General features: G+C 73.9%; 25 protein-coding genes and 1 pseudogene. 11 read left to right on the plus strand and 15 right to left on the minus strand.

What is annotated here, in order from left to right; translation table 11 throughout:
• Positions 1 to 61: 61 nt before the first annotated feature.
• Positions 62 to 1,150, minus strand: a complete 1,089-nt coding sequence (locus E4A51_RS05625; protein WP_046527910.1) for a type IV pilus twitching motility protein PilT — start codon at positions 1,148 to 1,150, stop codon at positions 62 to 64.
• A 129-nt stretch (positions 1,151 to 1,279) separates the two neighbouring features.
• Here E4A51_RS05625 and E4A51_RS18960 point away from each other — a divergent pair, with 129 nt between their 5' ends.
• Positions 1,280 to 1,354 (plus strand): 50S ribosomal protein bL37, encoded by a 75-nt coding sequence (locus E4A51_RS18960; RefSeq protein WP_099052597.1) that lies wholly within the window; start codon positions 1,280 to 1,282, stop codon positions 1,352 to 1,354.
• Positions 1,355 to 1,456: 102 nt separating this feature from the next.
• Here the strand turns inward: E4A51_RS18960 and rsrA are convergent, their stop codons facing one another.
• Together rsrA and E4A51_RS05635 are read right to left on the minus strand one after the other, a co-directional pair.
• The gene (gene rsrA, locus E4A51_RS05630; protein ID WP_070319231.1) at positions 1,457 to 1,786 is read right to left on the minus strand and encodes a mycothiol system anti-sigma-R factor; all 330 of its coding nucleotides are present in this window, start codon (positions 1,784 to 1,786) and stop codon (positions 1,457 to 1,459) included.
• Complete coding sequence (locus E4A51_RS05635) at positions 1,783 to 2,562, minus strand: sigma-70 family RNA polymerase sigma factor (protein WP_070319232.1); 780 nt, start codon at positions 2,560 to 2,562, stop codon at positions 1,783 to 1,785. The genes rsrA and E4A51_RS05635 overlap by 4 nt, the downstream gene beginning before the upstream one ends.
• A gap of 152 nt (positions 2,563 to 2,714) precedes the next feature.
• On the opposite strand from E4A51_RS05635, the gene E4A51_RS05640 reads away from it, so the two are divergent.
• The 5 genes from E4A51_RS05640 to E4A51_RS05660 all read left to right on the plus strand — a co-directional run bounded on the left by E4A51_RS05640 (position 2,715) and on the right by E4A51_RS05660 (position 7,410).
• Entirely contained in the window at positions 2,715 to 3,266 is a 552-nt protein-coding gene (locus tag E4A51_RS05640) for a DoxX family membrane protein (RefSeq protein WP_070319233.1), read from the plus strand.
• A gap of 49 nt (positions 3,267 to 3,315) precedes the next feature.
• Positions 3,316 to 4,632 (plus strand): 3-phosphoshikimate 1-carboxyvinyltransferase, encoded by a 1,317-nt coding sequence (aroA, locus tag E4A51_RS05645; protein ID WP_134851096.1) that lies wholly within the window; start codon positions 3,316 to 3,318, stop codon positions 4,630 to 4,632.
• Positions 4,632 to 5,705 carry a ribosome small subunit-dependent GTPase A gene (rsgA, locus tag E4A51_RS05650; RefSeq protein WP_134851097.1) on the plus strand — a complete coding sequence of 358 codons (1,074 nt, stop codon included), beginning with the start codon at positions 4,632 to 4,634 and terminating at the stop codon, positions 5,703 to 5,705. Before aroA ends, rsgA begins: the two co-directional genes overlap by 1 nt.
• 116 nt (positions 5,706 to 5,821) lie before the next feature.
• Entirely contained in the window at positions 5,822 to 6,601 is a 780-nt protein-coding gene (hisN, locus tag E4A51_RS05655; protein WP_134851098.1) for a histidinol-phosphatase, read from the plus strand.
• Positions 6,602 to 6,657: 56 nt separating this feature from the next.
• Entirely contained in the window at positions 6,658 to 7,410 is a 753-nt protein-coding gene (locus E4A51_RS05660) for a class I SAM-dependent methyltransferase (RefSeq protein WP_070319235.1), read from the plus strand.
• 347 nt (positions 7,411 to 7,757) lie between these two features.
• On the opposite strand, the gene E4A51_RS05665 is transcribed toward E4A51_RS05660, so the two are convergent.
• Together E4A51_RS05665 and gltX are read right to left on the minus strand one after the other, a co-directional pair.
• Positions 7,758 to 8,492 (minus strand): HAD family hydrolase, encoded by a 735-nt coding sequence (locus tag E4A51_RS05665; protein WP_134851099.1) that lies wholly within the window; start codon positions 8,490 to 8,492, stop codon positions 7,758 to 7,760.
• Entirely contained in the window at positions 8,489 to 10,000 is a 1,512-nt protein-coding gene (gene gltX / locus E4A51_RS05670) for a glutamate--tRNA ligase (RefSeq protein ID WP_134851100.1), read from the minus strand. Before gltX ends, E4A51_RS05665 begins: the two co-directional genes overlap by 4 nt.
• Before the next feature lie 86 nt (positions 10,001 to 10,086).
• Between gltX and E4A51_RS05675 the strand changes: the two genes are divergently transcribed.
• The gene (locus E4A51_RS05675; protein ID WP_240696392.1) at positions 10,087 to 10,869 is read left to right on the plus strand and encodes a GTP pyrophosphokinase family protein; all 783 of its coding nucleotides are present in this window, start codon (positions 10,087 to 10,089) and stop codon (positions 10,867 to 10,869) included.
• Between the two features lie 28 nt (positions 10,870 to 10,897).
• Here E4A51_RS05675 and E4A51_RS05680 read toward each other — a convergent pair whose 3' ends face one another.
• Together E4A51_RS05680 and E4A51_RS05685 are read right to left on the minus strand one after the other, a co-directional pair.
• Positions 10,898 to 11,686 carry a fumarylacetoacetate hydrolase family protein gene (locus tag E4A51_RS05680; RefSeq protein ID WP_134851101.1) on the minus strand — a complete coding sequence of 263 codons (789 nt, stop codon included), beginning with the start codon at positions 11,684 to 11,686 and terminating at the stop codon, positions 10,898 to 10,900.
• Positions 11,687 to 11,700: 14 nt separating this feature from the next.
• Complete coding sequence (locus E4A51_RS05685; protein WP_046527902.1) at positions 11,701 to 12,519, minus strand: methyltransferase domain-containing protein; 819 nt, start codon at positions 12,517 to 12,519, stop codon at positions 11,701 to 11,703.
• Between the two features lie 144 nt (positions 12,520 to 12,663).
• Between E4A51_RS05685 and E4A51_RS05690 the strand changes: the two genes are divergently transcribed.
• Positions 12,664 to 13,731 carry a heparan-alpha-glucosaminide N-acetyltransferase domain-containing protein gene (locus tag E4A51_RS05690; RefSeq protein WP_134851102.1) on the plus strand — a complete coding sequence of 356 codons (1,068 nt, stop codon included), beginning with the start codon at positions 12,664 to 12,666 and terminating at the stop codon, positions 13,729 to 13,731.
• A gap of 18 nt (positions 13,732 to 13,749) precedes the next feature.
• On the opposite strand, the gene E4A51_RS05695 is transcribed toward E4A51_RS05690, so the two are convergent.
• From E4A51_RS05695 to E4A51_RS05710, 4 genes are all read right to left on the minus strand, one after another.
• On the minus strand, positions 13,750 to 14,541 hold the full coding sequence (locus E4A51_RS05695) for an amino acid ABC transporter ATP-binding protein (RefSeq protein ID WP_370297483.1): 792 nt from the start codon (positions 14,539 to 14,541) through the stop codon (positions 13,750 to 13,752).
• A 23-nt stretch (positions 14,542 to 14,564) separates the two neighbouring features.
• Entirely contained in the window at positions 14,565 to 15,233 is a 669-nt protein-coding gene (locus E4A51_RS05700) for an amino acid ABC transporter permease (protein WP_134851104.1), read from the minus strand.
• 43 nt (positions 15,234 to 15,276) lie between these two features.
• Positions 15,277 to 16,065 (minus strand): amino acid ABC transporter substrate-binding protein, encoded by a 789-nt coding sequence (locus E4A51_RS05705; RefSeq protein WP_134851105.1) that lies wholly within the window; start codon positions 16,063 to 16,065, stop codon positions 15,277 to 15,279.
• A 281-nt stretch (positions 16,066 to 16,346) separates the two neighbouring features.
• Positions 16,347 to 17,000, minus strand: a complete 654-nt coding sequence (locus E4A51_RS05710) for a pyridoxal 5'-phosphate synthase (protein ID WP_134851106.1) — start codon at positions 16,998 to 17,000, stop codon at positions 16,347 to 16,349.
• 51 nt (positions 17,001 to 17,051) lie between these two features.
• Between E4A51_RS05710 and E4A51_RS18680 the strand changes: the two genes are divergently transcribed.
• On the plus strand, positions 17,052 to 18,056 hold the full coding sequence (locus E4A51_RS18680) for a 3-methyladenine DNA glycosylase (RefSeq protein WP_134851107.1): 1,005 nt from the start codon (positions 17,052 to 17,054) through the stop codon (positions 18,054 to 18,056).
• A gap of 246 nt (positions 18,057 to 18,302) precedes the next feature.
• Here the strand turns inward: E4A51_RS18680 and E4A51_RS05720 are convergent, their stop codons facing one another.
• On the minus strand, positions 18,303 to 20,030 hold the full coding sequence (locus E4A51_RS05720; RefSeq protein ID WP_134851108.1) for a hypothetical protein: 1,728 nt from the start codon (positions 20,028 to 20,030) through the stop codon (positions 18,303 to 18,305).
• 117 nt (positions 20,031 to 20,147) lie between these two features.
• Between E4A51_RS05720 and E4A51_RS05725 the strand changes: the two are divergent.
• A pseudogene (locus E4A51_RS05725) lies at positions 20,148 to 20,444 on the plus strand (3-methyladenine DNA glycosylase); the annotation flags it as partial.
• A gap of 291 nt (positions 20,445 to 20,735) precedes the next feature.
• On the opposite strand, the gene E4A51_RS05730 reads toward E4A51_RS05725, so the two are convergent.
• The 3 genes from E4A51_RS05730 to E4A51_RS05740 form a co-directional block, all read right to left on the minus strand.
• Positions 20,736 to 23,042 carry a beta-L-arabinofuranosidase domain-containing protein gene (locus tag E4A51_RS05730; protein ID WP_134851109.1) on the minus strand — a complete coding sequence of 769 codons (2,307 nt, stop codon included), beginning with the start codon at positions 23,040 to 23,042 and terminating at the stop codon, positions 20,736 to 20,738.
• Between the two features lie 73 nt (positions 23,043 to 23,115).
• A complete protein-coding gene (gene rnhA, locus E4A51_RS05735) occupies positions 23,116 to 23,547 on the minus strand; it encodes a ribonuclease HI (protein ID WP_046530382.1) in 432 nt (143 codons plus the stop codon).
• 69 nt (positions 23,548 to 23,616) lie between these two features.
• Positions 23,617 to 25,323, minus strand: coding sequence for an AMP-binding protein (locus tag E4A51_RS05740; protein ID WP_046527896.1), 1,707 nt, complete (start codon positions 25,321 to 25,323; stop codon positions 23,617 to 23,619).
• A 171-nt stretch (positions 25,324 to 25,494) separates the two neighbouring features.
• Between E4A51_RS05740 and mgtE the strand changes: the two genes are divergently transcribed.
• The gene (gene mgtE / locus E4A51_RS05745; RefSeq protein ID WP_070319241.1) at positions 25,495 to 26,832 is read left to right on the plus strand and encodes a magnesium transporter; all 1,338 of its coding nucleotides are present in this window, start codon (positions 25,495 to 25,497) and stop codon (positions 26,830 to 26,832) included.
• Positions 26,833 to 26,845 lie beyond the last annotated feature (13 nt).

Consider the following 26,845-nt stretch of genomic DNA (forward strand, 5'->3'; position numbering starts at 1 on the left):
CAAGCGACACGCTATATCGCGTTCTGGGTGCCGGCAACCCCCTGCCGCGGCACGCGTCCCGTCAGGCGACGACGCCGGCGGCGCGCAGCTCGACCGTCAGGTCGTGCGGGTTCGACGCCACCGACAGCGCCTCCTCGTACGTCACGACCGCGTCGCGCACGAGCGCGAACAGGTGCTGGTCGAACGTCTGCATCTTGTAGAAGTCGCCGTCCTTGATGAGGTCGGTCAGCGGCGGGTTCTCCTGCGGCTCGACGATCGCCTCGGCCGTGCGGCCCGTGTTCACCATGACCTCGATGACCGCGCAGCGGCCCGCGCCGTCGGCGCGCCGCACGAGGCGCTGCGACACGATCCCGCGCAGCGTCTGCGCGAGCGCGATCCGCACCTGCTTCTGCTCGTGCGGCGGGAAGAAGTCGACGATGCGGTTCACGGACTCGGCCGCGTCGATCGTGTGCAGCGTCGAGAGCACGAGGTGCCCGGTCTCGGCCGCGGACAGCACCGCGCGCACGGTCTCGACGTCGCGCATCTCCCCCACGAGGATCACGTCCGGGTCCTGCCGCATCGCGGCGCGCAGCGCGACCGTGAAGTCGGCCGTGTCCTGCCGCACCTCGCGCTGCGACACGATCGCCTTCTTGTCCGAGTGCAGCACCTCGATCGGGTCCTCGATCGTGACGATGTTGACCTCGCGGTACGAGTTCACGAGGTCGACCATCGCCGCGAGCGTCGTCGTCTTGCCCGCACCCGTCGGCCCCGTCACGAGCACCAGCCCCCGGGGCTCCAGCGCGAGCTCCCCGACCACCTCCGGCAGGCCCAGCTCGCCCAGCGCCTGCGCACCGATCGCGACCCGCCGGAACACCAGCCCGAACGTGCCGCGCGCCTGGTAGGCGTTGACGCGGAAGCGCCCCACGCCCGACAGCGAGTACGCGAAATCCGCCTCCTTGGTGCGCCGGAACTCCTCCACGAGGTCGTCCGGCAGCACCTCCTCGAGCATGCGCTCGGTGTCGACCGGGCGCAGCTCCGCGGCCTGCAGCTTGCGCAGCCGGCCGTCCACCCGCACGCGCGGCGCCGAGCCGACCTTGCAGTGCAGGTCGGAGCCCCCGGTCGAGGCGAGGGCGTGCAGGAAGGGGACGACGGACTGGGGCTGCTGGCTCACCCGGGGGATATCGGGAGCGCGGCTCCCGCACTTGAGCGGCGCGCGGCGCGCGCGGTGTGTGGGACCATGGTGCGACATCCCCGGCGCGTGCCCCCGTAGGCGCGCGCCGCGACCCGAGGAGAAGCAGCGATGAGCAAGCGTGGCCGCAAGCGTCGCTCCCGCAAGGGGAACGCCGCCAACCACGGCAAGCGTCCCAACGCCTGAGCGTTCGACGCCGTGACGTCACGAGGGCCCCGGAGCATCGGCTCCGGGGCCCTCGTGCGTCCCGCCCGGCGGCCGCGGGCCGCCACGGTCACGGGTCGGTGGTCAGGAGTCCTGACCGGTCGCGGCGCGCAGCCGCAGCACCGTGATCTGCTCGCGGATGCGCACGCGCAGCTCCGCGGGCGCCTCCTCCTGGCAGCAGCGCCTCACGAGCTGCTTCATGACGAGCTCGACCTGCTCCTCCTCGAAGCAGTCGGAGCACTCGTGCAGGTGCGCCTCGACGCGGTCGCGGTCGAGCACGCCGAGCTCGGAGTCGACGTACTCCCACAGCCGGTCCACGGCCTCGTCGCACCCGCACGGCGAGCCGGGCGCCGCGCGGCGTAGGTCCGCACCCGGCCGGACGCCGTCCTCCGGGCCGTCGCCGACCGCGCTCATCGCGCACCGCCCGCGGTGAGCCCACGTCCGCGTGCGTAGTCCGACAGCAGGTCGCGCAGCTGCGCGCGGCCACGGTGCAGCCGGGACATCACCGTCCCGATCGGCGTCCCCATGATCTCGGCGATCTCCTTGTACGCGAAGCCCTCCACGTCCGCGAGGTACACCGCGATGCGGAAGTCCTCGGGGATCTGCTGCAGCGCGTCCTTGACGTCGGAGTCGGGCAGGTGGTCGAGCGCCTCGGCCTCGGCCGAGCGCAGCCCGCGCGACGTGTGCGACTCGGCGCGCGCGAGCTGCCAGTCCTCCACCTCCTCCGACCGCGACTGCTGCGGCTCGCGCTGCTTCTTGCGGTAGGAGTTGATGTACGTGTTGGTGAGGATGCGGTACAGCCACGCCTTGAGGTTCGTGCCCGGGCGGTACTGGTGGAACGCGGCGAACGCCTTGGTGAAGGTCTCCTGGACCAGGTCCTCGGCGTCCGCGGGGTTGCGCGTCATGCGCAGCGCCGCGCCGTAGAGCTGGTCCAGGTGGACCAGCGCCTCCGCCTCGAACCGGTCGCTGCGGGCGGCGTCGTCCTCGCCGACCGGGGCACGCGTCGTGCCCTCGTCGTCGAGGCCCGCAGGGCTCTCAGGGTGCTCGCTCATCGCCCACGAGCCTAGTGCTCCGACCTGGACGTCACCTGAGGAGACGGTGAGACCCCACGGTGTGACGACCGGCACGGTCCCGCCCGTCGGGACGGCGGCGACCGCGGTGGCCTCGGGGGTGGCGACTGCACAGCTCATGCCACCCCCAACAGCGACGCGCGGCGTGCGCATTCCCGTGCGGCGTCGCACGGTGCGCACGGCGCACCGTGCGTGGGCGCGCCGCCTCCCGGGTCCGGCACTAGCGTGGGAGGCACCGCGCGTCCGCGGTGGAAGTCCCGGAGGAGGAGCCCGTGCTGCTGCGCCGCATCGCCCGACCCCTGTTCGCCTCGTGGTTCGTCAGCCAGGGGGTGGACGCGCTGCGGCACCCCGCGGCGCACGCGCAGGTCGTGCGCGACGGCGTCGACGGCCTGCGCGGACGCGTGCCCGCGTCCGCGCGGCGACGCGCCCCCGGCCCCCTCGGCCGCGCGCTGGCGGGCGAGATCTCCGACAAGGAGCTCGCGACGCTCGCGCAGGCGCACGGCGCCGCGATGGTCGTCGCGGGTGCGATGCTCGCGGTCGGGCGCGCACCGCGCGCCGCCGCGCTGGCGCTCGCCGGGCTGACGCTGCCGGTCGTCGCGGTCAACCTGCCGGTGGGCCGCTCCGGCACGCTGACGAAGGACGAGCGCCGCGAGCGCTCCGAGCGGTTCGTGCGCGCGCTGTCGTTCACCGGGGGTGCGGTGCTCGCGGGCATCGACCTCGAGGGGCGCCCGGGCGTCGCGTGGCGCGTGCAGCACGCGCGCACCGACCGCGCGGCGCTGAAGGCGGCGCGCGCGGCCGAGGCCGCCCGGCACACGACCGACTGAGGGTGGACGCCGCAGGGCCGCGACACCGGTCGCCGCTAGCCTGAACGGCATGACGAGCCTGCACGCCGACCCGTGGTCCGCCCCCGTCGCCGCCGGGCCGATCGACGCGACCGTCGCGGTGCCGGGCTCGAAGTCGCTGAGCAACCGCTACCTCGTGCTCGCGGCGCTCGCCGACGGCCCGAGCACGCTGCGCTCGCTGCTCGTGTCGCGGGACACGCGTCTCATGGCGGACGCGCTGCGTGCGCTCGGGGTCGGCGTCGAGCTCGGTGACGACGCCGTGCACGTGACGCCCGGGGAGCTGCGCGGGGCCGTCACCGTCGACTGCGGCCTCGCGGGCACCGTCATGCGCTTCCTGCCGCCCGTCGCGGCGCTCGCCGACGGCCCGGTCCGGTTCACGGGCGACGCCGAGGCGCTCGTCCGCCCCATGGGTCCGCTGCTGCGGGCCCTGCGCGCGCTCGACGTGCGCGTCGACGACGAGGGCGAGCCCGGCCACCTGCCGTTCACGGTGCACGGCCGCGGCACGGTCCGTGGCGGCAGCGTCGACGTCGACGCGTCGGGCTCGAGCCAGTTCGTCTCGGGTCTGCTGCTCGCCGCGGCACGGTTCGACCAGGGCCTGACGCTGCGCCACACCGGGCCGACGCTGCCGAGCCTGCCGCACATCGAGATGACGGTCGACGTGATGCGCGCCGCGGGCGTCGTCGTCGACGACTCGCGCCCGGAGATCTGGCACGTCGAGCCCGGCACGGTCGCGGGGCGCGACGTGCAGGTCGAGCCCGACCTGTCGAACGCCGCGCCGTTCCTGTGCGCCGCGATGGTCGCGGGGGGCTCGGTGCGCGTGCCGGGGTGGCCCGCGCGCACGACGCAGCCCGGCGGCCTGCTGCCCGGGATCCTCACGCGCATGGGCGCGTCCGCGACGCTCGACGGCGACGTGCTGACCGTCACCGGCACGGGCGAGGTGCGCGGCGTCGACCTCGACCTGCGCGCGGCCGGCGAGCTCGCACCCACGATCGCGGCGCTCGCGGCCCTCGCGGACTCCCCCACGCGCCTGCGCGGCATCGCGCACCTGCGGGGTCACGAGACCGACCGGCTCGCGGCCCTCGCGGCCGAGATCACGCGTCTGGGCGGGCAGGCCGAGCAGACGTCCGACGGCCTGGTGATCACGCCGCGGCCGCTGCACGGCGGCACGTGGCGCACGTACGCCGACCACCGCATGGCGACCGCGGGTGCGCTCGTGGGCCTGCGCGTGCCGGGCGTCGCGGTCGAGGACGTCGCCACGACCGCCAAGACGCTGCCCGGGTTCGTCGACCTGTGGGCGGGCATGCTCGCGGGCACGACGCCGGCTGGCGCGACGGGGCCGACGGCCTGATGGCGCAGCGGCGCTACGACGAGCGGGACGTGCGGATCCGTCCCGGCCGCGGCTCGCGCCCCCGCACCAAGCAGCGCCCCGAGCACGCCGACGCGTTGTCCGCGATGGTCGTCGCGGTCGACCGCGGGCGCTACACCGTGCTCGTCGACCCCGGCGGCCCGGACGAGACGCGCGTGCTGGCGATGAAGGCACGCGAGCTGGGCCGCGAGCGCGTGGTCCCGGGCGACCGCGTCGACGTCGTCGGCGACACGACCGGCGAGGACGGCACGCTCGCGCGCATCGTGCGGATCGGCGAGCGGCGCACGGTGCTGCGGCGCACGGCCGACGACACCGACCCGGTCGAGCGCGTGATCGTCGCCAACGCCGACCGGCTCGTCGTCGTCACCGCGCTGGCCGACCCGGAGCCGCGCACGCGCATGATCGACCGCTGCGTCGCCGCCGCGTACGACGCCGGCATGGAGGTGCTGCTCGCGCTCACCAAGGCCGACCTCGCGGACCCCGCCGAGCTCACGGCGCTGTACGCGCCGATCGGCGTCGAGGTGGTCGCGACGCGGCGCGTGACCGACCCCGTCACGGGCACGACGACGATCGAGGGCCTGGACGCGTTGCGCGACGCGCTGCGGGGCGAGATCTCCGTGCTGGTGGGGCACTCGGGCGTCGGCAAGTCGACGCTCGTGAACGCGCTCGTCCCCGACGCCCGGCGCGCGACGGGCGTCGTCAACGACGTCACCGGGCGCGGGCGCCACACCTCGACGTCGGCGGTCGCGCTCGAGGTCCCGGACGCGGGCGCACCGACCTGGGTGATCGACACGCCGGGCGTGCGGTCGTTCGGGCTCGCGCACGTCGACCCCGCGCACCTGCTGCACGCGTTCGCGGACCTCGACGAGGTCGCGCGCGAGTGCCCGCGCGGCTGCACGCACCTGGGCGACGCACCGGACTGCGCGCTCGACGAGTGGGTGGCCGACGCCGCCGACGACGCGACGCGTGCGGCGCGGGCCGCACGGCTGGACTCCTTCCGTCGCCTGCTGGTGAGCCGCCTGGGCACCGCAGACGCCGACGACACGCGTCCCTGACGGCGGCGCGCGCCCGCGCGGGCGGACCCTCCCCCACGCGGACGGCGCGCTTGGGTAGGTTGACGCGCGGACCGGCCGCGCCCGTGACCGGCCCGGGGACCGACGAGGGAGCGACGATGGCGTACGACGACGACCTGCGGCTCGCGCACGTGATCGCCGACCAGGTCGACGCGCTGACGATGTCGCGGTTCAAGGCGATGGACCTCCAGGTGGAGACGAAGCCGGACCTCACGCCCGTCTCCGACGCCGACCGCGCCGCCGAGGACCTCATCCGCGCGCAGCTGTCGCGCGCGCGTCCGCGCGACGCGGTGCACGGCGAGGAGCGGCACGACACGGGCCACGGCCCGCGCCGGTGGGTGGTCGACCCGATCGACGGGACCAAGAACTTCGTGCGCGGCGTGCCGGTGTGGGCGACGCTGCTGGCCCTCATGGACGGCGACGAGGTCGTCGTCGGGGTCGTGTCCGCCCCGGCGCTGGGACGGCGCTGGTGGGCCGCGCAGGGCACGGGCGCCTGGACGGGGCGGTCGCTCGCGGCGGCCACGCGCCTGCACGTGTCGAAGGTCGCGACGCTCGCGGACGCGTCGTTCTCGTACTCGAGCCTCACCGGCTGGGAGGAGCACGGCCGCCTCCCGCAGTTCATGGACCTGCAGCGGCGCGTGTGGCGCACGCGCGCGTACGGCGACTTCTGGTCGTACGTGCTGGTCGCCGAGGGCGCGGTCGACGTCGCCGCGGAGCCCGAGCTCGAGCTGTACGACATGGCCGCGCTCGTGCCGGTCGTCACCGAGGCGGGCGGGCGGTTCACGTCCCTGCGCGGCGTCGACGGCCCGCACGGCGGCGACGCGCTCGTGACCAACGGGCTGCTGCACGACGACGCGCTGGCGGCGCTCACGCCCTGATCCCGTCGGACCCGATCCGAGGAGACCCCGACACCGTCGACCCGCGAGGAGGCGCCGTGACCGGCAGCAGGGACGACCGCCACGCCGCGCACGCGGCGTCGTTCACGCACCACGCCGACGAGTACGCGGCGGTCCGCCCGGGCTACCCGCCCGCGGCCGTCGACCTGCTGGTTCCCGCCGGGGCCCGGGACGTGCTGGACCTCGCCGCGGGCACCGGCAAGCTCACGGCGGCGCTCGTGGAGCGGGGGCTGCGGGTGGTCGCGGTCGAGCCCGCGGCGGGCATGCGCGAGCAGCTCGCGGCCGCGCTGCCCGGCGTCGAGCTGCACGACGGCAGCGCCGAGGCGATCCCGCTGCCGGACGCGTCGGTCGACGTCGTGACCGTCGCGCAGGCGTGGCACTGGTTCGACGAGCCCGCCGCGGCCGCCGAGGTCGCGCGCGTGCTGCGCCCGGGCGGGACCCTCGGGATCGTGTGGAACGACCGCGACGAGGACGTGCCGTGGGTCGGCGCGTACGGTGCGCTGCTGCACGAGGCCGCGGGCCCGCAGCTCGCGCGCGACACGCACCCCGAGCCCGGCGACGCGTTCACGGACGTCCTGCGCACCGACGTGCGCTGGGACCACGTGCTGACGCCCGACGAGCTCGTGCGCCTCGCCGGCACGCGCTCGTACGCGATCGTGCTGCCGCCCGACGAGCGCGCGGCCCTGCTCGACCGCGTGCGCACGCTCGTGACGACGCACCCCGACCTGGCCGGCCGCCCCCGCGTCCCGGTCCCCTACGTGACCCGCGTCTACACGGCCCGCCGCCGCTGATCTCGGCGCGAGGCGAGCGCACACGCGAACGACGACGACGTCCCGCGCCCGGCGCCCCGCCCTGAACCCGAACACGGCGACGACCAGTGCTCACCCCCACGAGCCACCCGACCGACCACTGGTCACCTCGGACGCACGACCACCCGAACAGGCACTCCGAAGTGACCAGTGGTCACCCCACGAACCATCCGACCGACCACTGGTCACCTCGGACGCACGACCACCCGAACAGGCACTCCGAAGTGACCAGTGGTCGTCGGACGTGCCGACGAACCGACCAGTGGTCGCTCCCGGGCGCGACGAGGTGACCACTGGTCGGCGGGCAGGCAGTGGCCGTCGCGCCGACGTCAGCGGTGCGACGTCAGCCCGAGGACGGCCGGCAGCTCGGCGAGGTCGTGGATCACGTGGACGCCCGCGGCGGCGACGTCGGCCTCGGTGACCGGCACGCGGCGCGGTCCGGGCCGGTCGAGCCACACCCCGACGAGCCCCGCGGCGCGCGCGGCGGCGGCGTCGACGTCGAGCTCGTCGCCCACGTACGCCGTGCGGGCCGGGTCGGTGCCCAGCCGCGCGCAGCCCTTGAGGAAGACGCGCGGGTCGGGCTTGCCGACGCCGAGCGTGTCGACGCCCACGAGCACCTCGATGCGGTCCGCCAGCCCGGCGCGCGTGAGCTTGTCGGTCTGGTAGCCGACGCGCGCGTTGGTCAGCGCGCCCACGCGCACACCGGCGGCCAGCAGCGCGTCGAGCGCGGGGACGGCGTCGTCGTGCGCGGCCCAGCCGTCGGCGAACGCGGCGTCGAACACCGCGTCCCACGCGTCGTAGGCCGCGTCGTCGAGCACCGGGCCGCCGACGGCCGCGTGCAGCTCGTTGGCGCGCGTCATGCGCTGCTGCCGGAACGTCTGCTCGCCGCGCGTGTACGCGCGGTAGTGACCGCCCGGGTCGGCGCGCCACAGCGCGAGCGCGGCGTCGAGGTCGGCGCCGGGCGCGTACCGGTCGAGCACCGCCGCGAGCGCGCCGCGGAACGCGTCACGCGTCGCCACAAGCGTGTCGTCGACGTCGAGCAGGACCCCGTCGACGCGGCTCACAGGCTCGCGCGCAGGCGTGCGAGCCGCGCGAGCGTCGCGTCCTTGCCGAGAATCTCCATCGACTCGAACAGCGGCGGCGACACGCGACGTCCGGTGAGGGCGACGCGCAGCGGCGTGTAGGCGAACCGCGCCTTGATGCCGAGCCCGCCCTCCTCGGCCGGGGCCACGAGCGCGGCGGCCAGCGCGGTCTGCGTGGCCTCGGTGGTGAACCCGTCCGCGGGCAGGTCGCCCAGCACGCGCGCGGCGGCGTCGAGCACGTCGGCGGCCTCGGGGCGCAGCGCGGCGCGCGCGTCCTCGACGACCTCGACCGCGTCGTCCGCCACGAACAGGAAGCCGAGCATGCCGACGGCCTCGCCCAGCAGCGTCATGCGCTCCTGCACGAGCGGCGCGCCCGCGTCGAGCAGCGCGCGGTGCTCGGGCGCGAGGTCCGCGTAGGAGTCGGCGGGCACCAGGCCGGCGGCGTGCAGGTACGGCACGAGCCGGTCGCGGAAGTCCTCGGGCGCGAGCAGGCGCACGTGCGCGGCGTTGATCGCCTCGGCCTTCTTGAGGTCGAACCGCGCCGGGTTCGGGTTGACGTCGGCGACGTCGAACTTCTCGACCATCTCGGCGACCGAGAAGATGTCGCGGTCGGGTGCGATGGACCAGCCGAGCAGCGCGAGGTAGTTCAGCAGGCCCTCGGGCGTGAAGCCGCGCTCGCGGTGCAGGAAGAGGTTGGACTCGGGGTCGCGCTTCGAGAGCTTCTTGTTGCCCTCGCCCATGACGTACGGCAGGTGGCCGAACTGCGGCATCACCGTCGCGACGCCCAGCTCGAGCAGCGCGCGGTACAGCACGACCTGCCGCGGGGTCGACGACAGCAGGTCCTCGCCGCGCAGCACGTGCGTGATGCCCATGAGCGCGTCGTCGACCGGGTTGACCAGCGTGTACAGCGGGTGCCCGTTGCCGCGGACGATCACGTAGTCCGGCACGGAGCCGGCCTTGAACGTGACGTCGCCGCGCACGAGGTCGGTGAACGTCACGTCCTCGTCGGGCATGCGCATCCGCACGACGGCCTCGCGGCCCTCGGCGCGGTAGGCGGCCTTCTGCTCGTCGGTGAGGTCGCGGTCGAAGCCGTCGTACCCGAGCTTGGGGTCGCGGCCCGCGGCGCGGTGCCGGGCCTCGACCTCCTCGGGCGTCGAGAACGACTCGTACGCGTAGCCGCCCTCGAGCAGGCGGCGCACGACGTCGCGGTACAGGTCGTAGCGCTGCGACTGCCGGTACGGCTCGTGCGGGCCGCCGACCTCGACGCCCTCGTCCCAGTCCATGCCGAGCCAGCGCAGCGCGTCGAGCAGCTGCTCGTACGACTCCTGCGAGTCGCGCGCCGGGTCGGTGTCCTCGATGCGGAAGACGAACGTGCCGCCCACGTGGCGGGCGTACGCCCAGTTGAACAGCGCCGTCCGGATGAGGCCGACGTGGGGCGTGCCGGTCGGGGACGGGCAGAAACGGACGCGCACGGGGGTGCTGGCGAGCACGGGACACCTCGGGTCTGGCGGCGGTGGGATCGACGTCAGCCTACCGAGCGCGGAACGCGACGACGTGCACGGACGTTGGGCTGGGCATGGCACCGGGGACGACCTCCACGCAGCAGACCGACGCGACGCCGGGAGGTCTGGTCCAGACCGTGCGGGACCAGATGGCGACCCACCTCGAGCCGGGGCTCGGCACCGGGGTCATCACGACGGTGCGCGACGCGCAGCGCGAGCTCGCCCGGTTCCGCATGGGCTACGAGTTCGGCATCGAGGAGATGCTCACCAAGATCCGGATCCTGCGCTCGGAGTTCCGCCAGACGCACGACCACAACCCGATCGAGCACGTGACGTCACGCCTGAAGTCGATCGACTCGATCCTGGAGAAGACGACGCGCTACGGCTGCGCGGCCGACCCGGAGACGATCCGCGAGCGCATCCTCGACATCGCGGGCATCCGCATCACGTGCAGCTTCGTGTCCGACGCGTACTGGGTCGCGGACATGCTCGCGTCGCAGCCCGACGTCGAGGTCGTGCGGCGCAAGGACTACATAGCGGAGCCGAAGGCCAACGGCTACCGGTCGCTGCACCTCATCGTGCGGATCCCGGTGTTCCTGTCGGACCGCACCGAGCACGTGCCCGTCGAGGTGCAGATCCGCACCATCGCGATGGACTTCTGGGCGAGCGTCGAGCACAAGCTGTCGTACAAGTACCACGGCGCGCTGCCCGAGGACCTGCGCACCGAGCTGCTCGACGCCGCGGTGACGGGCGCCGAGCTCGACGCGCGCATGGGGCGGCTGCGCGCCGAGGTCCGGGACCTGGGTGCGGAGGGCGCGACGGGCACCCCGCCGGGGACCGACACGCGTCCGGCCTGAGCCCGGCGGGGTCGTCGGGTCTCCGGCGTCAGGGCGTGCGGCGCAGCACCGGGTTGCGCAGCACGCCGATCTCCTCGACCTCGACCTCGACGACGTCGCGGTGGTCGATGCGGCCGACGCCCGCGGGCGTGCCGGTGAGGATGACGTCGCCCGGCAGCAGCGTGAACACCTCGGACGCGTAGGACACGAGGTACGCGACGTCGAACACCATCTGCGACGTGCGACCGTCCTGGCGCGTCTCGCCGTTGACGCGCGCGCTCACCGCGAGGTCGTCGACCTCGAGGCCGGGCACGACCCACGGGCCGAGCGGGCACGACGAGTCGAAGCCCTTGCCGCGCGTCCACTGCGCGTCGGAGCGCTGCACGTCGCGCGCCGTGACGTCGTTGGCGACCGTGTAGCCGAACACGTGCTGCAGGGCGCGCTCCGGCGGGACGTCCTTGGTGACCTTGCCGATGACGACCGCGAGCTCGGCCTCGTGCTCGACGTGCTCGGTCCAGTCCGGGAGCACGATCGGGTCGTCGGGGCCGATCACCGAGGTGTTGGGCTTGAGGAACAGCAGCGGCTGCGTCGGCACGTCGTTGCCGTGCTCGGCCGCGTGGTCGGCGTAGTTGCGCCCGACGCCGACGATCTTGGACCGCGGGATCACGGGCGCGAGCAGCCGCACGCCGTCGTCGTCGAGGCGGACCCGCTCGCCCGTGGGCTGCACGGGCGTGTAGATCGGGTCGCCCGTGATGACGACGAGCTCCTCACGGCCGGGCTCGCCCTCGACGAGCGCGTAGCGGGGGTCGGAACCGGTGGTGAACCTGGCGATGCGCACGGGCCCACCCTAGGTCAGACGCGCGCGAGCACCTCGCCGTGCGGGACCGCGAACCAGCCGTCGAGGGACTGGCCCCACTCGCGCCACGCGTCGGCGAGCAGCTCGAGGCCGACCTCGTCGGCGAGCTTGTGCGCCATGGCCTGCACGGCGAAGTTCGACGCGACGCAGCGGTCGGCCCACAGCCCGGCCCACCAGGCGCGGTCCTCGGGCGTCGCGTAGCACCAGATGCCCGCGCCGGGCGCGATGCCCGCGGGGTCGAAGCCCGCGTCGCGCACCCACGACAGCAGGCGGCGGCCCGCGTCGGCCTCGGCGCCGTTGGCCTCGGTGACCTCGTGGTAGAGCGCCTGCCACTCGTCGAGCCCGTGGTGCTCGGGGTACCAGGTCATGGCCGCGTAGTCGGCGTCGCGCACGGCGACGACGCCGCCGGGGCGCGTGACGCGGCGCATCTCGCGCAGCGCGGCGACGGGGTCGGTGAGGTGCTGGAGCACCTGGTGCGCGTGCACGACGTCGAACGAGTCGTCCGGGAAGTCGAGCGCGTACGCGTCGCCGACCTGGAACGTGACGTTGTCGGCGCCGGCCTCCTGCGCGTGCTCGACGGCCGCCTCGAGGACCTTCGCCGAGCGGTCGACGCCGATCACCTCGCCGGGGGCGACGCGCGACGCGAGGTCCACCGTGACGGTGCCGGGGCCGCAGCCCACGTCGAGCACGCGCTGGCCCGGGGCGAGCGCGGGCAGCAGGTAGCCGGCCGAGTTCTCGGCCGTGCGCCAGCGGTGCGAGCGCAGCACGCTCTCGTGGTGGCCGTGCGTGTAGACGTCGGGGGTGCGGGTGGTCACCAGGGCACTGTAGGCGCGCCTTCCGGCCGGTAACCACAACGCGGGACCGATCGACTCACATGCTGAGAAGGGCTCACCCGGTCGCGCGCGCCGTCGACGGCACCGCTCGCGGGCGCACCGGCGCCGTCCGCATAGGCTGCGCGGGTGCGACGCATCGTCGGGGTGGACACCGCCAGGGGGCTCGCGGTGCTGGGCATGGTCACGGCCCACGTGGGCCCCGACGACGCGTGGCGCACGACGCCGCCGGGCGGCTGGTCGCAGCTCGCCGACGGGCGCCCGTCTGCGCTGTTCGTGCTGCTCGCGGGCGTCGGGCTCGCGCTGCTGTCGGGCGGCGACCGACCCGTGGACGGCACGCGCCTGGTGCAGGCGCGGCTGCGGGTCCTGGTGCGCGCGGCGCTGCTCGTGGTGCTCGGCACGGTCCTCGTGCTGCTGGAGACGCCGGTCGTCGTGATCCTCGTCGTCTACGGCGCGCTGTTCGTGGCCGGGGCCGTGGTGCTGCGCTGGCCACGGTGGGCGCTCGTCGCGGCCGCGGTCGCCGTCGCGGTCGTCGGGCCCGTGCTGCGGCTGCTGCTCGTCCGGCACGTCACGATCGTCGACGAGCGTCCGCTCGACCTGCTGACGGTGCTGCTCGGCCACTACTACCCCGCCGTCGTGTGGGTCGCGTACGTGCTGGTCGGGCTCGCCGTGGGGCGCAGCGACCTGCGGTCGGCGCGCACGCACGCGTGGCTCGCGGCGTGGGGTGCGGGGCTCGTCGTCGTCGGGCACGGCGGTGCGTGGGCGGCGCGCCTCGCGCTGGGTCGCGTCACCGAGCTCACGACCGCGGAGCCGCACGCCTCGACGTCCTTCGAGGTCGCGGGCAACACCGGCGTCGGGCTGCTCGTGCTCGCCGCGTGCCTCGCGGTCGGGCTGCGGTGGCCGCGCGCGCTCGCACCGCTGAGCGCGACCGGGGCGCTCGCGCTCACGGCCTACACGGGCCAGCTGGTCGCGCTCACGCTGCTGGGCGACGACGTGGTGTGGCAGCCGACGACGGCCGGGTGGTGCGCGTTCCTGCTGGTCACCGTCGGCGCGTGCTGGCTGTGGCACGCGACGCTGGGCCGCGGGCCGCTCGAGCGCCTGCTGCACGTCGTGTCGACCCGCGCGGCCGACGTCGCGCCCGACGCGCTGCCGCCGCGCCGGGACGCCGCGCCGGCCGCGGACGGCGCCACCCGCTGACCCCTGCGCGCCGACCCCTCAGAGCGGGTCGAGGATCCGCTGCAGGAACCGGCGCGTGCGCTCCTGGCGCGGGTCGCCCAGCACGTCGCCGGGCCGCCCCTCCTCCACGACGACGCCGCCGTCCATGAACATCACGTGGTCGGCGACCTGCCGCGCGAACCGGATCTCGTGCGTCACGACGACCATCGTCCAGCCCTCGGCCGCGAGGTCGCGCATGACCGACAGCACCTCGCCGACGGTCTCGGGGTCGAGCGCCGACGTCGGCTCGTCGAACAGCAGGAGCCGCGGCCGCAGCGCGAGCGCGCGGGCGATCCCCACGCGCTGCTGCTGACCGCCCGACAGCTCGTGCGGGTAGGCGCCCGCCTTGTCGGCGAGCCCCACCTTCGCGAGCAGCGCCGTCGCCTCCGCCTCGACCTGCGCGCGCGGGCGACGTTGGGCGTAGACCGGCCCCTCGGTGACGTTCTGCAGCGCGGTGCGGTGCGGGAACAGCTGGTGCGACTGGAACACCATGCCGGACGTCGCGCGCAGGCGACGCAGCAGCGCGGGCGTCGGGCGCGCCGCCATGTCGACCTCGACGTCGTCGACCCGGACCGTGCCGGCCTCGGGCACCTCGAGCGAGTTGAGGCAGCGCAGCAGCGTCGTCTTGCCGGACCCCGAGGGGCCGATGAGCACGGTCACGCTGCCGCGCGCGACCGTGAGGTCGATGCCGCGCAGCACGTGCAGGTCCCCGAAGGACTTGGTGAGCCCCCGCACCTCGACCAGGGGGCGCGCGTCCCCCGTCGCCCCGGTGCTGCCGGTGCCGTCCGTCACGGCGTCCTCCTCCCTCGCGCGGCTCATCGCGCCACGAACCGGTCGAGCCGGCGCTCGAGGCGGGCCTGCGCGCTCGACAGCACCAGGCAGATGAGCCAGTAGATCACCGCGGCCAGCGAGTACAGCGCCATGAACTCGTACGTCGGCGCCGCGATCTCCTGCGCCTTGCGCAGCAGCTCGGTCACCATGATCGTCGAGGCCAGCGACGTGTCCTTGACCAGCGAGATGAACGTGTTGGACAGCGGCGGGACCGCGACGCGCACGGCCTGCGGCAGCACCACGCGTCGCAGCGTCAGGGTGTGGTCCAGGCCGATGGTCGCGGCGGCCTCCCACTGCCCCTTGGGCACCGAGAGGATCGCGGCGCGGATGATCTCCGCGGCGTACCCGCCGACATTCAGCGAGAACGCGACGACCGCCGACGGGAACGGGTCGATGACGATGCCCAGCGACGGCAGCGCGTAGAAGATGATGAACAGCTGCACGAGCAGCGGCGTGCCGCGGATCACCGACACGTACGCGCGGGCCAGGGCCGACACGACGCGCCGCCGCGACAGCCGCGCGAGCGCGACGAGCAGCGCCAGCACGAGGCCGACGGCGAACGAGATCAGCGTGAGCGGGATCGTGCCGCGGATCGCACCCGACAGCAGCGGCCCGATCGACGACAGCACGAGGTCCCAGGTGTCCGAGGTCACCGCACCCGCTCCCCCTCCCGCGCCGCCGCCGGCTCGTGCGGCGTCACTGCGAGACGTCCTGGCCGAACCACTTCTCGGAGATCGTCGCGAGCGTGCCGTCGGCACGGAGCGTCGCGAGCGCCTCGTCGATCTTCGGGGTCAGGTCGGAGCCCTTGCGCAGCGCGAACGCCTGCTCGACCGTGTCGCCGGTCTCGAACGCGATCTTGACCGAGTCGTCGCCCGAGGTCTTGAGGTAGTCGAGCACCGCGAGGTCGTCGTTGAACGTGACGTCGATGCGCCCCTGCTCGAGCAGCGCCATGGCCTGCGTGAGGCCCTCGACCGACTCGACCTGCGCACCGGCGTCCCGCGCGACCTGCGACCAGTTCGACGTCGCGGACTGCGCAGCGGTCTTGCCGCTCACGTCGGCGAGGGACGTGATGCTCGTGTCGTCGGCAGCCACCACGGCGACGCCCGTCGACACCGTGTACGGCGCGGAGAGGTCGTACTTCGCCTTGCGCTCGTCGTTGATCGTCACCTGGTTGGCGACGACGTCGTACCGCTTCGCCTCGAGGCCCGCGAAGATCGAGTCCCACGTGGTCTCGGAGAACTCGACCTGCATGCCGAGCTCGTCGGCGACCGCCGTGATCACCTCGACGTCGTAGCCCGTGAGCTCGCCGCTCGCGTCGTGGAACGTGAACGGCGAGTACGTGCCCTCGGTGCCGACGCGCAGCACGTCGCCCCCGGCCGACGCGGACGCACCGCCGCCCGGGGCGTCACCGGAGGAGCAGGCCGCGAGCGCCCCCACGGCGAGCAGGACGGAGGCGGCGAGCAGGCGACGGGGCGTGCGGGACATGGGGGGACCTTTCGGAGGGCGGCGCCGGTGGTCGACGCCGGGGCGGGGGCCCGGGACCAGAGTGCCCCCGGGCGGGGGGTGACGCTCGACGAACGAGCGCGGCGCGGCCGGGAGGCGGGCGCGCGGGACCGGAGCGGTCCGGTCGGTGAGGAGAGCCCTCAGCGACAGCGACGACAGGGACGACACGCGGCGGTGAGGAGCTCACCGGGCGTCGTCATGCGGCCGAGGCTAGCACCGCGGGCCACGTGACCGGGGTCACCGCCGGGCCGGGGCGGCAGGCGTCACGGCCACACGAGGCGGTGGGTCCAGCCCGCGTCGTCGCGGCGGTAGACGAGTCGCTCGTGCGCGCGGTCGGCGCTGCCCTGCCAGAACTCGACCTCGTCGGGCACGACGAGCCAGGCCTGCCACGACGGCAGGACGAACCCCGGGTCGGCGTCGACGCGCTCGCGGGCGGCGGTCATGGCGGCGCGCAGCTCGTCGAGCGAGCCCAGCGGCTCGCCCGGGCGCACGCCGGCCGCGGCCGCGCGCGACGCGGGCGAGCGCGCGAGGTAGTCGGCCGCCGACGCGTCAACGCCGAGGTGCCGGGCGGCACCCGTGACTCGCACCTGCCGCACGACCGCCGGCCACCAGAACCCCAGCGCGGCCCGCGGGTTGGCCGCGAGGTCGGCGGCCTTGGCGCTGCGCGCGTCGGTCGCGAACGCGAACCCGTCGGGGCCGACGTCCTTGAGGATGAGCACGCGCGCGGACGGGCGGCCGGCGGCGTCGGCGGTGGCGAGGGTCGCGGCGTGCGGCTCAGGCGCGCCCGCGTCGACCGCGGCCGCGAACCACTCCGTGAAGAGGTCGAGCGGGTCGTCGGGCGCCGCGCCCGGGTCGAACGGCAGGGGCGTGCCCGCCAGGGCGGGCAGGGACCGCAGCAGCTCGCGCACGGGAGCCATCCTCGCGGGCCGGGCGACGGTCGGCAACGGCTCGCGACCTACCCTGGTGCCGTGCCCTCCCCCGCCCCCGCCGCGCCCGCCGTGCTCGACGCGGCCGCGTGGTCGTCGCTCGTCGACGCGCACGCCGCGCGCGCGGACGCCGCGACGGCCGGGCACCGCGCGCGCCGCTCGCGCCACGAGAAGCACGCCGTCGAGGACTTCCTGTTCGAGTACTACCCGGCCACGCCGGGGCAGCTGCGGCGCTGGCACCCCGGTGCGGGCGTGGCCCTGGCACCGGGACCGGACGGCCCGGCGCCGCACGGCGCGTGGCGCTGGTACCGCACGGCCGACGACGGCACGGTCACGCTCGACGTCGACGCGTTCGCCGCGGCGCGCGGCGACACCGTGCGGTTCGTCGTTGGCCTGCTCGCGGCGACAGCGGGACGGCCGGCCGCGACCGGGTGCTTCGGGCTGCACGAGTGGGCGATGGTCTACCGCGAGCGCGCGGGCGAGCACCGGCACGCGTTGCCGCTGCGGCTCGGCGAGGCCGGCACCGACGCGGTGGTCGAGGCGCACCGGATCCGGTGCACGCACGTCGACGCGTTCCGGTTCTTCACGCCCGAGGCCGTCGGCCGCAACACGCTGACCCCGACGCGCGAGACCCAGACCGCCACGGAGCAGCCCGGCTGCCTGCACGCGACGATGGGCGTCTTGGATCACGTTGCAGGCACTCCAGAGACTGCTGAGCCACCTCCGCTGACCCGCGAGAACCAGTTGCTATACGAGCAGCCCGGCTGCCTCCATGCGGCGATGGACTGCTACAAGTGGGCCTTGAAGCTCGGCCCTCTCGTACCCGGAGATCTACTGCTCGACTGCTTCGAGCTCGCGATAGAGATCCGCCACACCGACATGGCAGCGTCCCCGTACAACTTCACGACGTACGGCCTGGCGCCGATCAAGATCGAGACCATCGAAGGCAAGGCGGAGTACGTGCGTCGGCAGCGCGACTACGCCGTACGGTCCAACACGCTTCGGCACCGGATTCTCGACGTCTGCCAGCTCGCGCCGTTCGCCTAGCTCTAGGCTTACCCGCGCGTGATGGTGTCGGCGGACCTGCACCCACGACCTTCAGGCCTGTGCCCGTGGAAGAAGCGGCCGGAGACGCTCCGTTGGATGGAGCACCCTCCATGAAGACGACCCGTCGACTCACCGCGTCAACAACGCATCGCTGGTTAAGTCAGAAGGTGGGGCCAGTCTGCCCCCGCTCATAATCACCCACCCCATCGGCCCCCTGGAGAAGCGACGGACGAGGCACTCGCTTGATTAATGGCTCAAAGACACCACCGTCGCATTATTTCCGACGTACGCAGGTAACGGCGGTTCGGTGAAACCTGGGATGTCGAGCGTCGAGAGCTGCGACCGCTCACCATCCGGAAGGCGTCCCGGCGCGTATACCCAGAACGGGCTATCGTCAACCCCCCGGATCACCATTTGACTCGGCGCCTTCTCGTCGGTGGGATTCAGATACTCTCCATGCGCACGCGGGTGGTACACGACGGCGTCTTTCACCTGAATTGCTTGACCCATCACGTCGTACGAAATGCTGGCGGTTATCGCGATGGCGAATTCTCCACCAAGACTGTCCCGCAAGCGCTCCGGGATGTCCTTGCGCAAGGTAGTCGTCAGACGACCAAACGCCGGCTCCAGGATCGCTCGCCCATCGAGGATGAGGCGAAGCCGGCGGATCTCGCATCGCGCATGAGTGGTGAGGCTGTCGGGAACGTCGAACGGCATACGCGAGTAGGCGGCGATCACCGCCAGGTCTTCGATCAGTTGCCGCTCATACGCCGGAGCGGACGCAACGACTGGACCGACATCGGGTCCTGTTCGAAGGCTGATCAATACCGAACTTCCACGCAGGACCTCGAACCCTGTGGCGGTAGGAATTGACTCGACTAACTCAATCGCCTGAAGCGCGTCTTGCGCGTTCTCACCCGACATCGCCTGGGTGACGTTTAGGGTCGCGGCCGAGTCGCCCCTGTTAAGCAACAACGTGACGCCCAGCCCACCTGAGCACTCGAGGACGACGCCGCGGCCAACGCCGCCTTCACCAACGTCCTCAACCCAGCCACGGACGGACCGAATAGTTACCTTGTCTTCGTCCACCGTTCGCACGACCACGGGGTCGTGCAGCCGCGGACGCCCACCCAGCTCGATGATGTCGCCTGCGCCCGGGCGAGGAGCCCACTCGGGACCCGTAGTTTTCATGTCGCTAATCGCGTCAGGCGGCAGAGCAACCGAACCGATCCCGTACTGCGCAACGAGTTGCAACGCGGTGCGTTCGTCCTGACCGAGACGGTCGCCAAATACGTTGAACGTATGAACTATCGGCTCGCGCAGGTGCGCATCCGGGCGCTTGGCTATCAACGTCTCGACCACGCCGCCGTCCGCACCGACACTGAACTCACTTCCCCAAAATGCGCTGCGCCCATTCGCCACCGAATGCAAATCGCGGAGTCGTTCAGCGAGGTCACCGGGGCCCGTGAGCGCCGCCTTCTCCTGCCCCATTATTCGCATCACGTCGACGAGCGCATCACGAGTGGCCGCAGCCAGCAGATCCGGTCGCGCCGCCAATTCAGCGTCAAGCTTTGCCCTGCCCCAGACTGCGACTTCGACCTTCCTTTTTTGAGCTAGGGCCCGCACCCATTGCCGCTCCTTTGGCGTGGCGTTTCGCGGAATCACAAGAACCCACCGACGCGGCCGATCCTTTATCGCCTTCTCAAAGGACTTCTTGATTTGCGGACGCCGCGACTTGCCGTGGTCGCCTGAGAACCCCTCGGGGAAAAATTTCAGCTGGTAGATCGTGTCAAGCTCTTCGAGATCGGGACCGACATGCACGTCGACATCACGCCCACCATCGCCACCTCGCCCATCGAGCGCGTCCGCATGCTCGCCCCGCTCCTGGTGGTACCGCACCAAGAGCGCCTCAACGATACGGTCGAACGATGGCTGGTCTAGCTGGTGCCACGGCACCTGGCCGATAACGGGCATTCGTCCATGCCTCCCGTGCTTCGTTACCTGTCGAGCGCAGCAAGAGGCTATCTGGATCTGCTGCGTAAATCGCGACCGTACCGCCAGAACAGCTTTCGGCGCGTCCACTACAGATGAGACCTGTACAAGTGGGCGCTCGAGCTCGGGCCGCTCGCGCTTGGTGAGCTGCTGCTCGACTGCTTCGACCTCGCGCGCGAGGTCCGCACCACGGACATGCAGGCCAACCCGTACGACGTGACGACGTACGGGCTCGAGCCCGTCGCGATCGAGACCCCCGACGGCAAGGCCGAGTACGTGCGCCGGCAGCGCGGCTACGCCGCACGCGGCAACGCGCTGCGCGCGCGGCTCCTGGCGGCGGCGTCACTGCTCGCGCCGACGCCGGCGCACCCGTCACCGGCCATCGACCTACCCTGACACCACCCGTCCTCCCCTCACCGGACATCCCCCTCCACTGACATCACCACCACCGCCGAGTGCGGGGTTACGCCGTTCCACGGCCCGCGAGACCGGCAGAACCCCGCGTTCGACGAGTGGTCGTCGGGGGCGTCGGCGGCACCGACCGCGGGTGCCGGAACCGAGGCACCGTCCTAGACCGTGCACAACCGTCGAACGCGGGGTTCTGCCACTTCCGGGTCCGCCAGAACGGCCGAACCCCGCGGTCGGCGGTCGCGGGTCGCTGGAGGCGCCGATCGGGTGGTCGACGGCTCAGGGGGCTCCGGTCAGCAGGTGGACGGCGACGACCGGCGGGCTCGGCGTCGGGCCGTCGGTGACGAACGCGACCTCACGAGCATCGAGGGCCACGTGCTCGTCGACCCCCGCGGCGACGACCGCGGCCAGCGGAAGGTCCACCGTGCGCGTGCCCGCGGCGGAGTCCGCGACCTCGAGCGTGCCGACCTCCACGCCGTCGACGAGCACGCGCGCGACGCCCGGCTGCGCGAGGTACGTCACGCGCAGCACCGCGCCGCGGCCCTCGGGGTCGGCCAGCCGGTAGGAGAACCGCTCGCGCGTCGCGCGCCAGTGCCGTCCGTCGTCGGTCGCGCCGGTCCACGTGCCGGTGCCGGCGTACCGGTGGTCGGTCTCGGGCTGCTGCTCGCCGCACGCGACCGCGTCGACCGTGCGGGCCGCGAGGCCGAGCTGCGCGTCGTCGGCGGCCGCGAGCGCGGCGCGGCGCGCGGGCACGGCGGCGGCGGTCGGCACGACCGGCAGGTAGAGCGTGTAGCGCGCGTCGTGCAGGGTCGCGAACGGCTCGAGCACGAGCGGGTCGTCGGCGCCGCGGTCGAGCACGAACGTGCCGTCGTCGGCGGGGCGCAGCGCGGCCGCGAGGTCGGCGTCGGAGCCGACGAGCAGCGGCGCCGCGGACAGCGGGCGCAGCGGGCCGTGTGCGACGTGGCCCATGCGCGCGTCGTCGGCGCGCAGACCCACGAGGTCGTCGGCGTCGCCGCGGACCGCGAGCGCGTGCGGGCCCCAGCGCAGCGCGACCCACCCGTCGTCGCCCGGCAGCCGCTCGGCCGCCGCGCCGGCGACCAGCCGCCACACGAGCGTCTCGCCGCCGTGCCACGTGCGGCGCACCGTGACGTGGCCGGCGCGCTCGCCACGACCGCCGACGGGCTCGCCGTCGAGCGTGAGCTCCACGTCGTCGAGCGCCCACGCGGGCCGGCGCACGTGCACCGCGAGGTCGGTGGGTGCGTCGACGTCGACCGTGAGCGCGACGTCGGTGACGCGTGCGGGCGCCGGGTACGTCGACGCGAGGCGCACGCGCACGCCGCGCTCGGCCCAGTCGAGCGTCGAGGGCACCGGCAGGTTGACGAGCAGGTCGTCGCCGGCGTGCGCGAACGCGAGCTCGCCGAGCCGCGCGTACGTCTCCATCGCCGTGCCGACGCAGCACCACATGCAGTCGTCGCGCGTCGAGTACACGCGGTAGTGGCCCGGGCGCGCGGACGTGAAGTACACGAACCCGCCGTCGGGGTGCTGCGCGGACAGCACGTGGTTGACGAGCTGGCGTTCGGCCGCGTCGAGCAGGGTCGTGTCGCCCGTGAGCGCGTAGAGCCGCCGTTCGACCTCGAGCAGGTTCGCGGTGTTGCACGACTCGGGGCCCTCGCGGTGCGTGACGTGCGCGGCCGCGTCGGGCGTGAAGTGCTCGGACACCGAGTTGCCGCCGAACACGAGCGTGCGGCGGTCGAGCACGGTCCGCACGAACGCGGCGGCCGCGTCGGCCTCGCCGATCGCGGGCCAGCCGACGACCTTGGCGATCTGCGTGTTGGCGTGCAGCCCGTCGAGCGCGTCGCGCCCCGCGCGCAGCGGTGCGAGCAGCTCCTCGTCGGCGAACCGCCGCGCGAGGGCCGCGTAGCGCGCGTCGCCCGTGAGCTCGGCGAGGTCGGCGTACGCCTCGCACATGCCGCCGAACTCGGTGCGCAGCATGCGCGCGAACGCGGCGTCGTCGAGGCGCTCGGACAGCGCGACGCCCCAGTCGGCGAGGCGCACGGCGACGGCGAGCGCGCGGACCGCGACGTCGGCGTGTGCGTGCCGGGCGGCGTCGACCAGGCCCGCGTACGTCTTGTGCACGTTGTACCAGGGCACCCACGCGCCGCCGAGGTCGAACGTGCCCGCCTCGGCGCCGCCCGACGCGACCGACTCCCACAGCGCGACCCCGCCGGGCACTCCCCCGACGTACCCCGTGCCGAGCGCGTCCTGGCAGACCCCGAACCCGTCGACGAGCGCGCGAGCCAGGTCCGCGGCGCGGTCGTCGCCCGTCACGGCCCACAGCAGCGACGCCGCGGACAGCGCGTGCCCCCCGATGTGACCGTCGAGCCCGATGGACTCCCAGCTGCCGTACGGCTCGGCGACCGGCGGCAGTCCCGCCTCGCGGCGGAAGGGCGCGAGCAGCCGGTCCGGGTCGAGGCCCAGGACGTACGCGAGGTCGGTGCGCTGCGCGGCGGCGAACGGGCCGTCGGCCAGGCGGACGGCGTGCAGCGGGAACAGGGTCACGGGCGCGGTGGTGGCGGCGGTGCTCACGGCGCCCAGCCTGGCACGTGTAACGATCAACTTCCAGGCGCGCGACGACGCGCGCGAAGTCGCCCCGGAGCCGTCAGACGACGCCCGCGCGCACCTGCGCGACGCCCTGGTTCGCGAGCGCGTCGGCACGCTCGTTGCCGGGGTCGCCCGCGTGGCCCTTCACCCAGACCCACGTGACGTGGTGCCGCGCGACCTCCTCGTCGAGGGCCTGCCACAGCTCCTTGTTCTTCACGGGCTTCTTCTCCCCCGTGAGCCAGCCGTTGCGCTTCCAGCCCGGCAGCCACTTGGTGAGCCCGTTCATCACGTACGTCGAGTCGACGTGCAGCGTCACGCGGCAGGGCCGGCGCAGCGCGCGCAGCCCCTCGATGACGGCCGTGAGCTCCATGCGGTTGTTGGTCGTCGCGGCCTCACCGCCGAAGAGCTCCTTCTCCTGGTCGCCGAAGCGCATCCAGGCGCCCCACCCCCCGACGCCGGGGTTGCCCTTGCAGGCGCCGTCGGTCCACATCTCCACCAGGGGCTGCTCGTCGTTCACGCTCACGCGCACACGGTACGGCGTCGGGCGGGCCCGCCCGTGTCAGGCGTGGGTGTGGAGGTTGTCCCGCACGACGCGGCGCAGCACCTTGCCGACCTGCGAGCGCGGCAGGTCGGGCAGCACGACGAGCCGGCGCGGCAGCGCGTACCGGGCCAGGCGCGTCTCGCACCACGCGCGCACGGCCGCGAGGTCGACGCCGGGCACGTCGCCGTCGAGCACGATCGCCGCGACGACCCGCTCGCCGAGGTCGCCCGCGGGCTCGCCGACGACCGCGACGTCGAGGATGCCGGGCATGCCGCGCAGGTGGTCCTCGACCTGCGACGGGTACACCTTGAACCCGCCGGTGACGATCATCTCCTTCATGCGGTCGACGAGGACGACCATGCCGTCGTCGTCGACGCGCACGACGTCACCGGTGCGCAGCCAGCCGTCGGGCAGCAGCTGCTCGGCCGTCTCCTCGGGGCGCTGCCAGTAGCCGGCGAACACCTGCGGGCCGGAGATGAGCAGCTCGCCCTGCTCGCCGGGCGCGACCTCGCGCGTCGGGTCCTCCTGGTCGACCACGCGGATGCGCGTCGAGGGGAACGGCAGGCCGAGCGCACCGGGGCGGCGGTCCTGCGTCAGGGGGCTGCCGAGCGCGACGGGCGAGGTCTCGGTCATGCCGTAGCCCTCGACGACGAGGCCGCCCGTGACGCGCTCCCAGCGCTCGGCGGTCTCGCGCGGCAGCGCCATGGCGCCGCTGATCGCGTACCGGAACGACGTGAGGTCGGCGCCGGACTCCTCGGCGGCGGCCGCGAGCCGGTCGAGCATGGGCGGCACCGCGGGCAGGAACGTGCCGGGCCGGCGGCGCTGCGCGGCCAGCACGCGCGCGGGGTCGAAGTTCGGGAGCACGACGAGCGTGGCCGCGATGCGCACCGAGTACGTGAGGCAGAGCGTGAGACCGAACGCGTGGAAGAACGGCAGGACGCCGTAGACGACCTCGGTGCCGTTCTCGGCCTGCGTCCACGCCTGGCCCTGGATGGTGTTGGCGAGCAGGTTGCGGTGCGTCAGCACGGCGGCCTTGGGCGTGCCGGTGGTGCCGCCGGTGTACTGCAGCAGCGCGACGTCCTCGGGGCGCGGCTCGTCGTGGCCCTCGGCCGCGATCCACGCGGGCACGGTGCGCAGCAGGCGGTGCCAGTGCGGGACGCCCGCCGGCACGGGACCGCGCATGGCGTCGCGCGTGCGGCGCGCGGCGGGCAGCGGCAGGCGCAGCGCGGCGCGCGCGGCACGCGGCAGGTCGGCGGACAGGTCGACCGCGACGACGCGCCGCAGCGCGGTGCGGTCCTGCGCCTCCAGGACGCGCGGCACGGCCTGCTCCCAGACGAGCGCGACGGTCGCGCCGGAGTCGGCGAGCTGGTGCGCGAGCTCGTCGGCGGTGTAGGTGGGGTTGTGCTCGACGACGACGGCGCCGAGGCGCAGCACGGACCAGAACGCGACGAGGTGCGACGTGCAGTTGGGCAGCACGAGCGCGACGCGGTCGCCCGCGCGGACGCCGAGGCCGTGCAGCACGCGCGCGCCGAGCTCGACGCGCTCGCCGAGCTCGCGGTAGGTGGTGGTCGCGCCGAGGAAGTCGACCGCGACGCGGTCGGGGTGCTCGCGCACGGCGCGGTCGAGCGTCGCGGTGAGCGGCTCGTCGGGGATCTCGACGTCGCGCGGGACGCCGACGGGCCACGCGGCGGGGAGGTCGACGGGTGCGGAGCGGTGCTGCGTCACGCCACGATCTTAACCTACGCAACCGTAAGTTACTGGTGCGTAGGTCCCGCCCGGGCGGCGTCCGCGCATGCCCCGTACCCTGCCAGGGGCCCGCGCCACGCGAGCCCCCGCCCGAGAGGGCCCGGGCCTGCGGGCCGACCCCACCCACCGGACGCACGGGAGGAGCGCGGCATGACCGACGACCGCACCGCCACGACGCCGGAGCACACCGACACGCCGGCGCTCCGCGACCTGCGCGCGCACCTCGAACGGCTCGACGTGCCGGACGTCGTCCACGAGCTCGGCCGCCTGGGGCCCACGCGGCGCGCCGTGGCGTTCCGGCTGCTGCGCAAGGACCGCGCCGTCGAGGTCTTCGAGGACCTCGACCCGGCGCTGCAGGTCGAGCTCGTCGACGCGCTCGCCGGCGAGGCCGCGGCGATCTTCGACGCGCTCGACCCCGACGACCGCGCCGCGCTGCTCGACGAGCTGCCCGCGGGCGTCGCCCGGCGCCTCCTCTCCGGGCTGTCGGCCGCCGAGCGCGCCGCGACGACCGCGCTGCTCGGGCACCCCGAGGAGAGCGCCGGCCGTCGCATGTCCCCCGAGGTCGTCTCGGTCCCCCTCGGCACGACCGTCGCCGACACCATCGCGCGCGTCCGCGCCGCGGGCGAGGACGCCGAGACCGTGTACGTCGTCCCCGTCGTCGCGGCCGGTCGGCGCGTCGTGGGCGTCGTGTCGCTGCGCCGCCTCGTGCTCAGCGACCCCTCCGCGCTCGTCGACGACGTCATGACGTCCCCCGCCACGACCGTGCGCGTGACCGACCCGGCCGAGCGCGCCGCGAACGTCGTGCGCGACGGCGGGTTCGTCGGCGTGCCCGTGGTCGACGCCGAGGACCGCCTCGTGGGCGTCCTCACGGTCGACGACGCGATGCGCGTGCTCGAGGCCGAGGACGACGAGGACTCGGCGCGCACCGGCGGGTCCGAGCCGCTGCGCCGCCCCTACCTGTCGGTGTCGGTGCTGGGGCTGGTGCGCTCGCGCGTGGTGTGGCTGCTGCTGCTCATCGTGGCCGCCACGCTCACGGTCGGCGTGCAGTCGTTCTACGAGGCCGAGCTGTCGCAGGTCGTCGCGCTCGCGCTGTTCGTGCCGCTGCTCATCGGCACGGGCGGCAACGCCGGCTCGCAGGCCGCGACGACGGTCGTGCGCGCGAGCGCGGTCGGCGACGTCCGCCCGTCCGACACGCTGCGCGTCGTGGGCCGCGAGATGCTCACCGGCCTGCTGCTGGGCGTCACGCTCGCGACCGTCGGCGTGGGGCCCGCGATCCTCGTCGCGGGACCGCAGATCGGGCTCGTGCTCGCGCTGACCGTGGTCGCGGTGTGCACGCTCGCGACGACCGTCGGGTCGAGCGTGCCGCTGCTCGCCAAGCGCGTCGGCATCGACCCCGCGATCGTGTCGGCACCGTTCATCTCGACGTTCGTCGACACCACGGGGCTCGTCGTGTACTTCACGATCGCGAAGGCCGTGCTCGGCATCTGACGGGTGGCACGAT

The organism is Cellulomonas sp. HD19AZ1, from assembly GCF_004535805.1.
Classification (GTDB): Bacteria; Actinomycetota; Actinomycetes; order Actinomycetales; family Cellulomonadaceae; genus Cellulomonas; species Cellulomonas iranensis.

Excerpts from the sequence above, each read along its gene's own strand:
- E4A51_RS05705 (WP_134851105.1), bottom strand. The coding sequence starts at position 16,065 with ATGTCCCGCACGCCCCGTCGCCTGCTCGCCGCCTCCGTCCTGCTCGCC.
- E4A51_RS05710 (WP_134851106.1), bottom strand. The coding sequence starts at position 17,000 with ATGGCTCCCGTGCGCGAGCTGCTGCGGTCCCTGCCCGCCCTGGCGGGC.
- E4A51_RS05635 (WP_070319232.1), bottom strand. The coding sequence starts at position 2,562 with ATGAGCTGTGCAGTCGCCACCCCCGAGGCCACCGCGGTCGCCGCCGTC.
- E4A51_RS05720 (WP_134851108.1), bottom strand. The coding sequence starts at position 20,030 with ATGCCCGTTATCGGCCAGGTGCCGTGGCACCAGCTAGACCAGCCATCG.
- rsgA (WP_134851097.1), top strand. The coding sequence starts at position 4,632 with ATGGCGCAGCGGCGCTACGACGAGCGGGACGTGCGGATCCGTCCCGGC.
- aroA (WP_134851096.1), top strand. The coding sequence starts at position 3,316 with ATGACGAGCCTGCACGCCGACCCGTGGTCCGCCCCCGTCGCCGCCGGG.
- mgtE (WP_070319241.1), top strand. The coding sequence starts at position 25,495 with ATGACCGACGACCGCACCGCCACGACGCCGGAGCACACCGACACGCCG.
- hisN (WP_134851098.1), top strand. The coding sequence starts at position 5,822 with ATGGCGTACGACGACGACCTGCGGCTCGCGCACGTGATCGCCGACCAG.
- rnhA (WP_046530382.1), bottom strand. The coding sequence starts at position 23,547 with ATGTGGACCGACGGCGCCTGCAAGGGCAACCCCGGCGTCGGGGGGTGG.
- rsrA (WP_070319231.1), bottom strand. The coding sequence starts at position 1,786 with ATGAGCGCGGTCGGCGACGGCCCGGAGGACGGCGTCCGGCCGGGTGCG.
- E4A51_RS05675 (WP_240696392.1), top strand. The coding sequence starts at position 10,087 with ATGGCACCGGGGACGACCTCCACGCAGCAGACCGACGCGACGCCGGGA.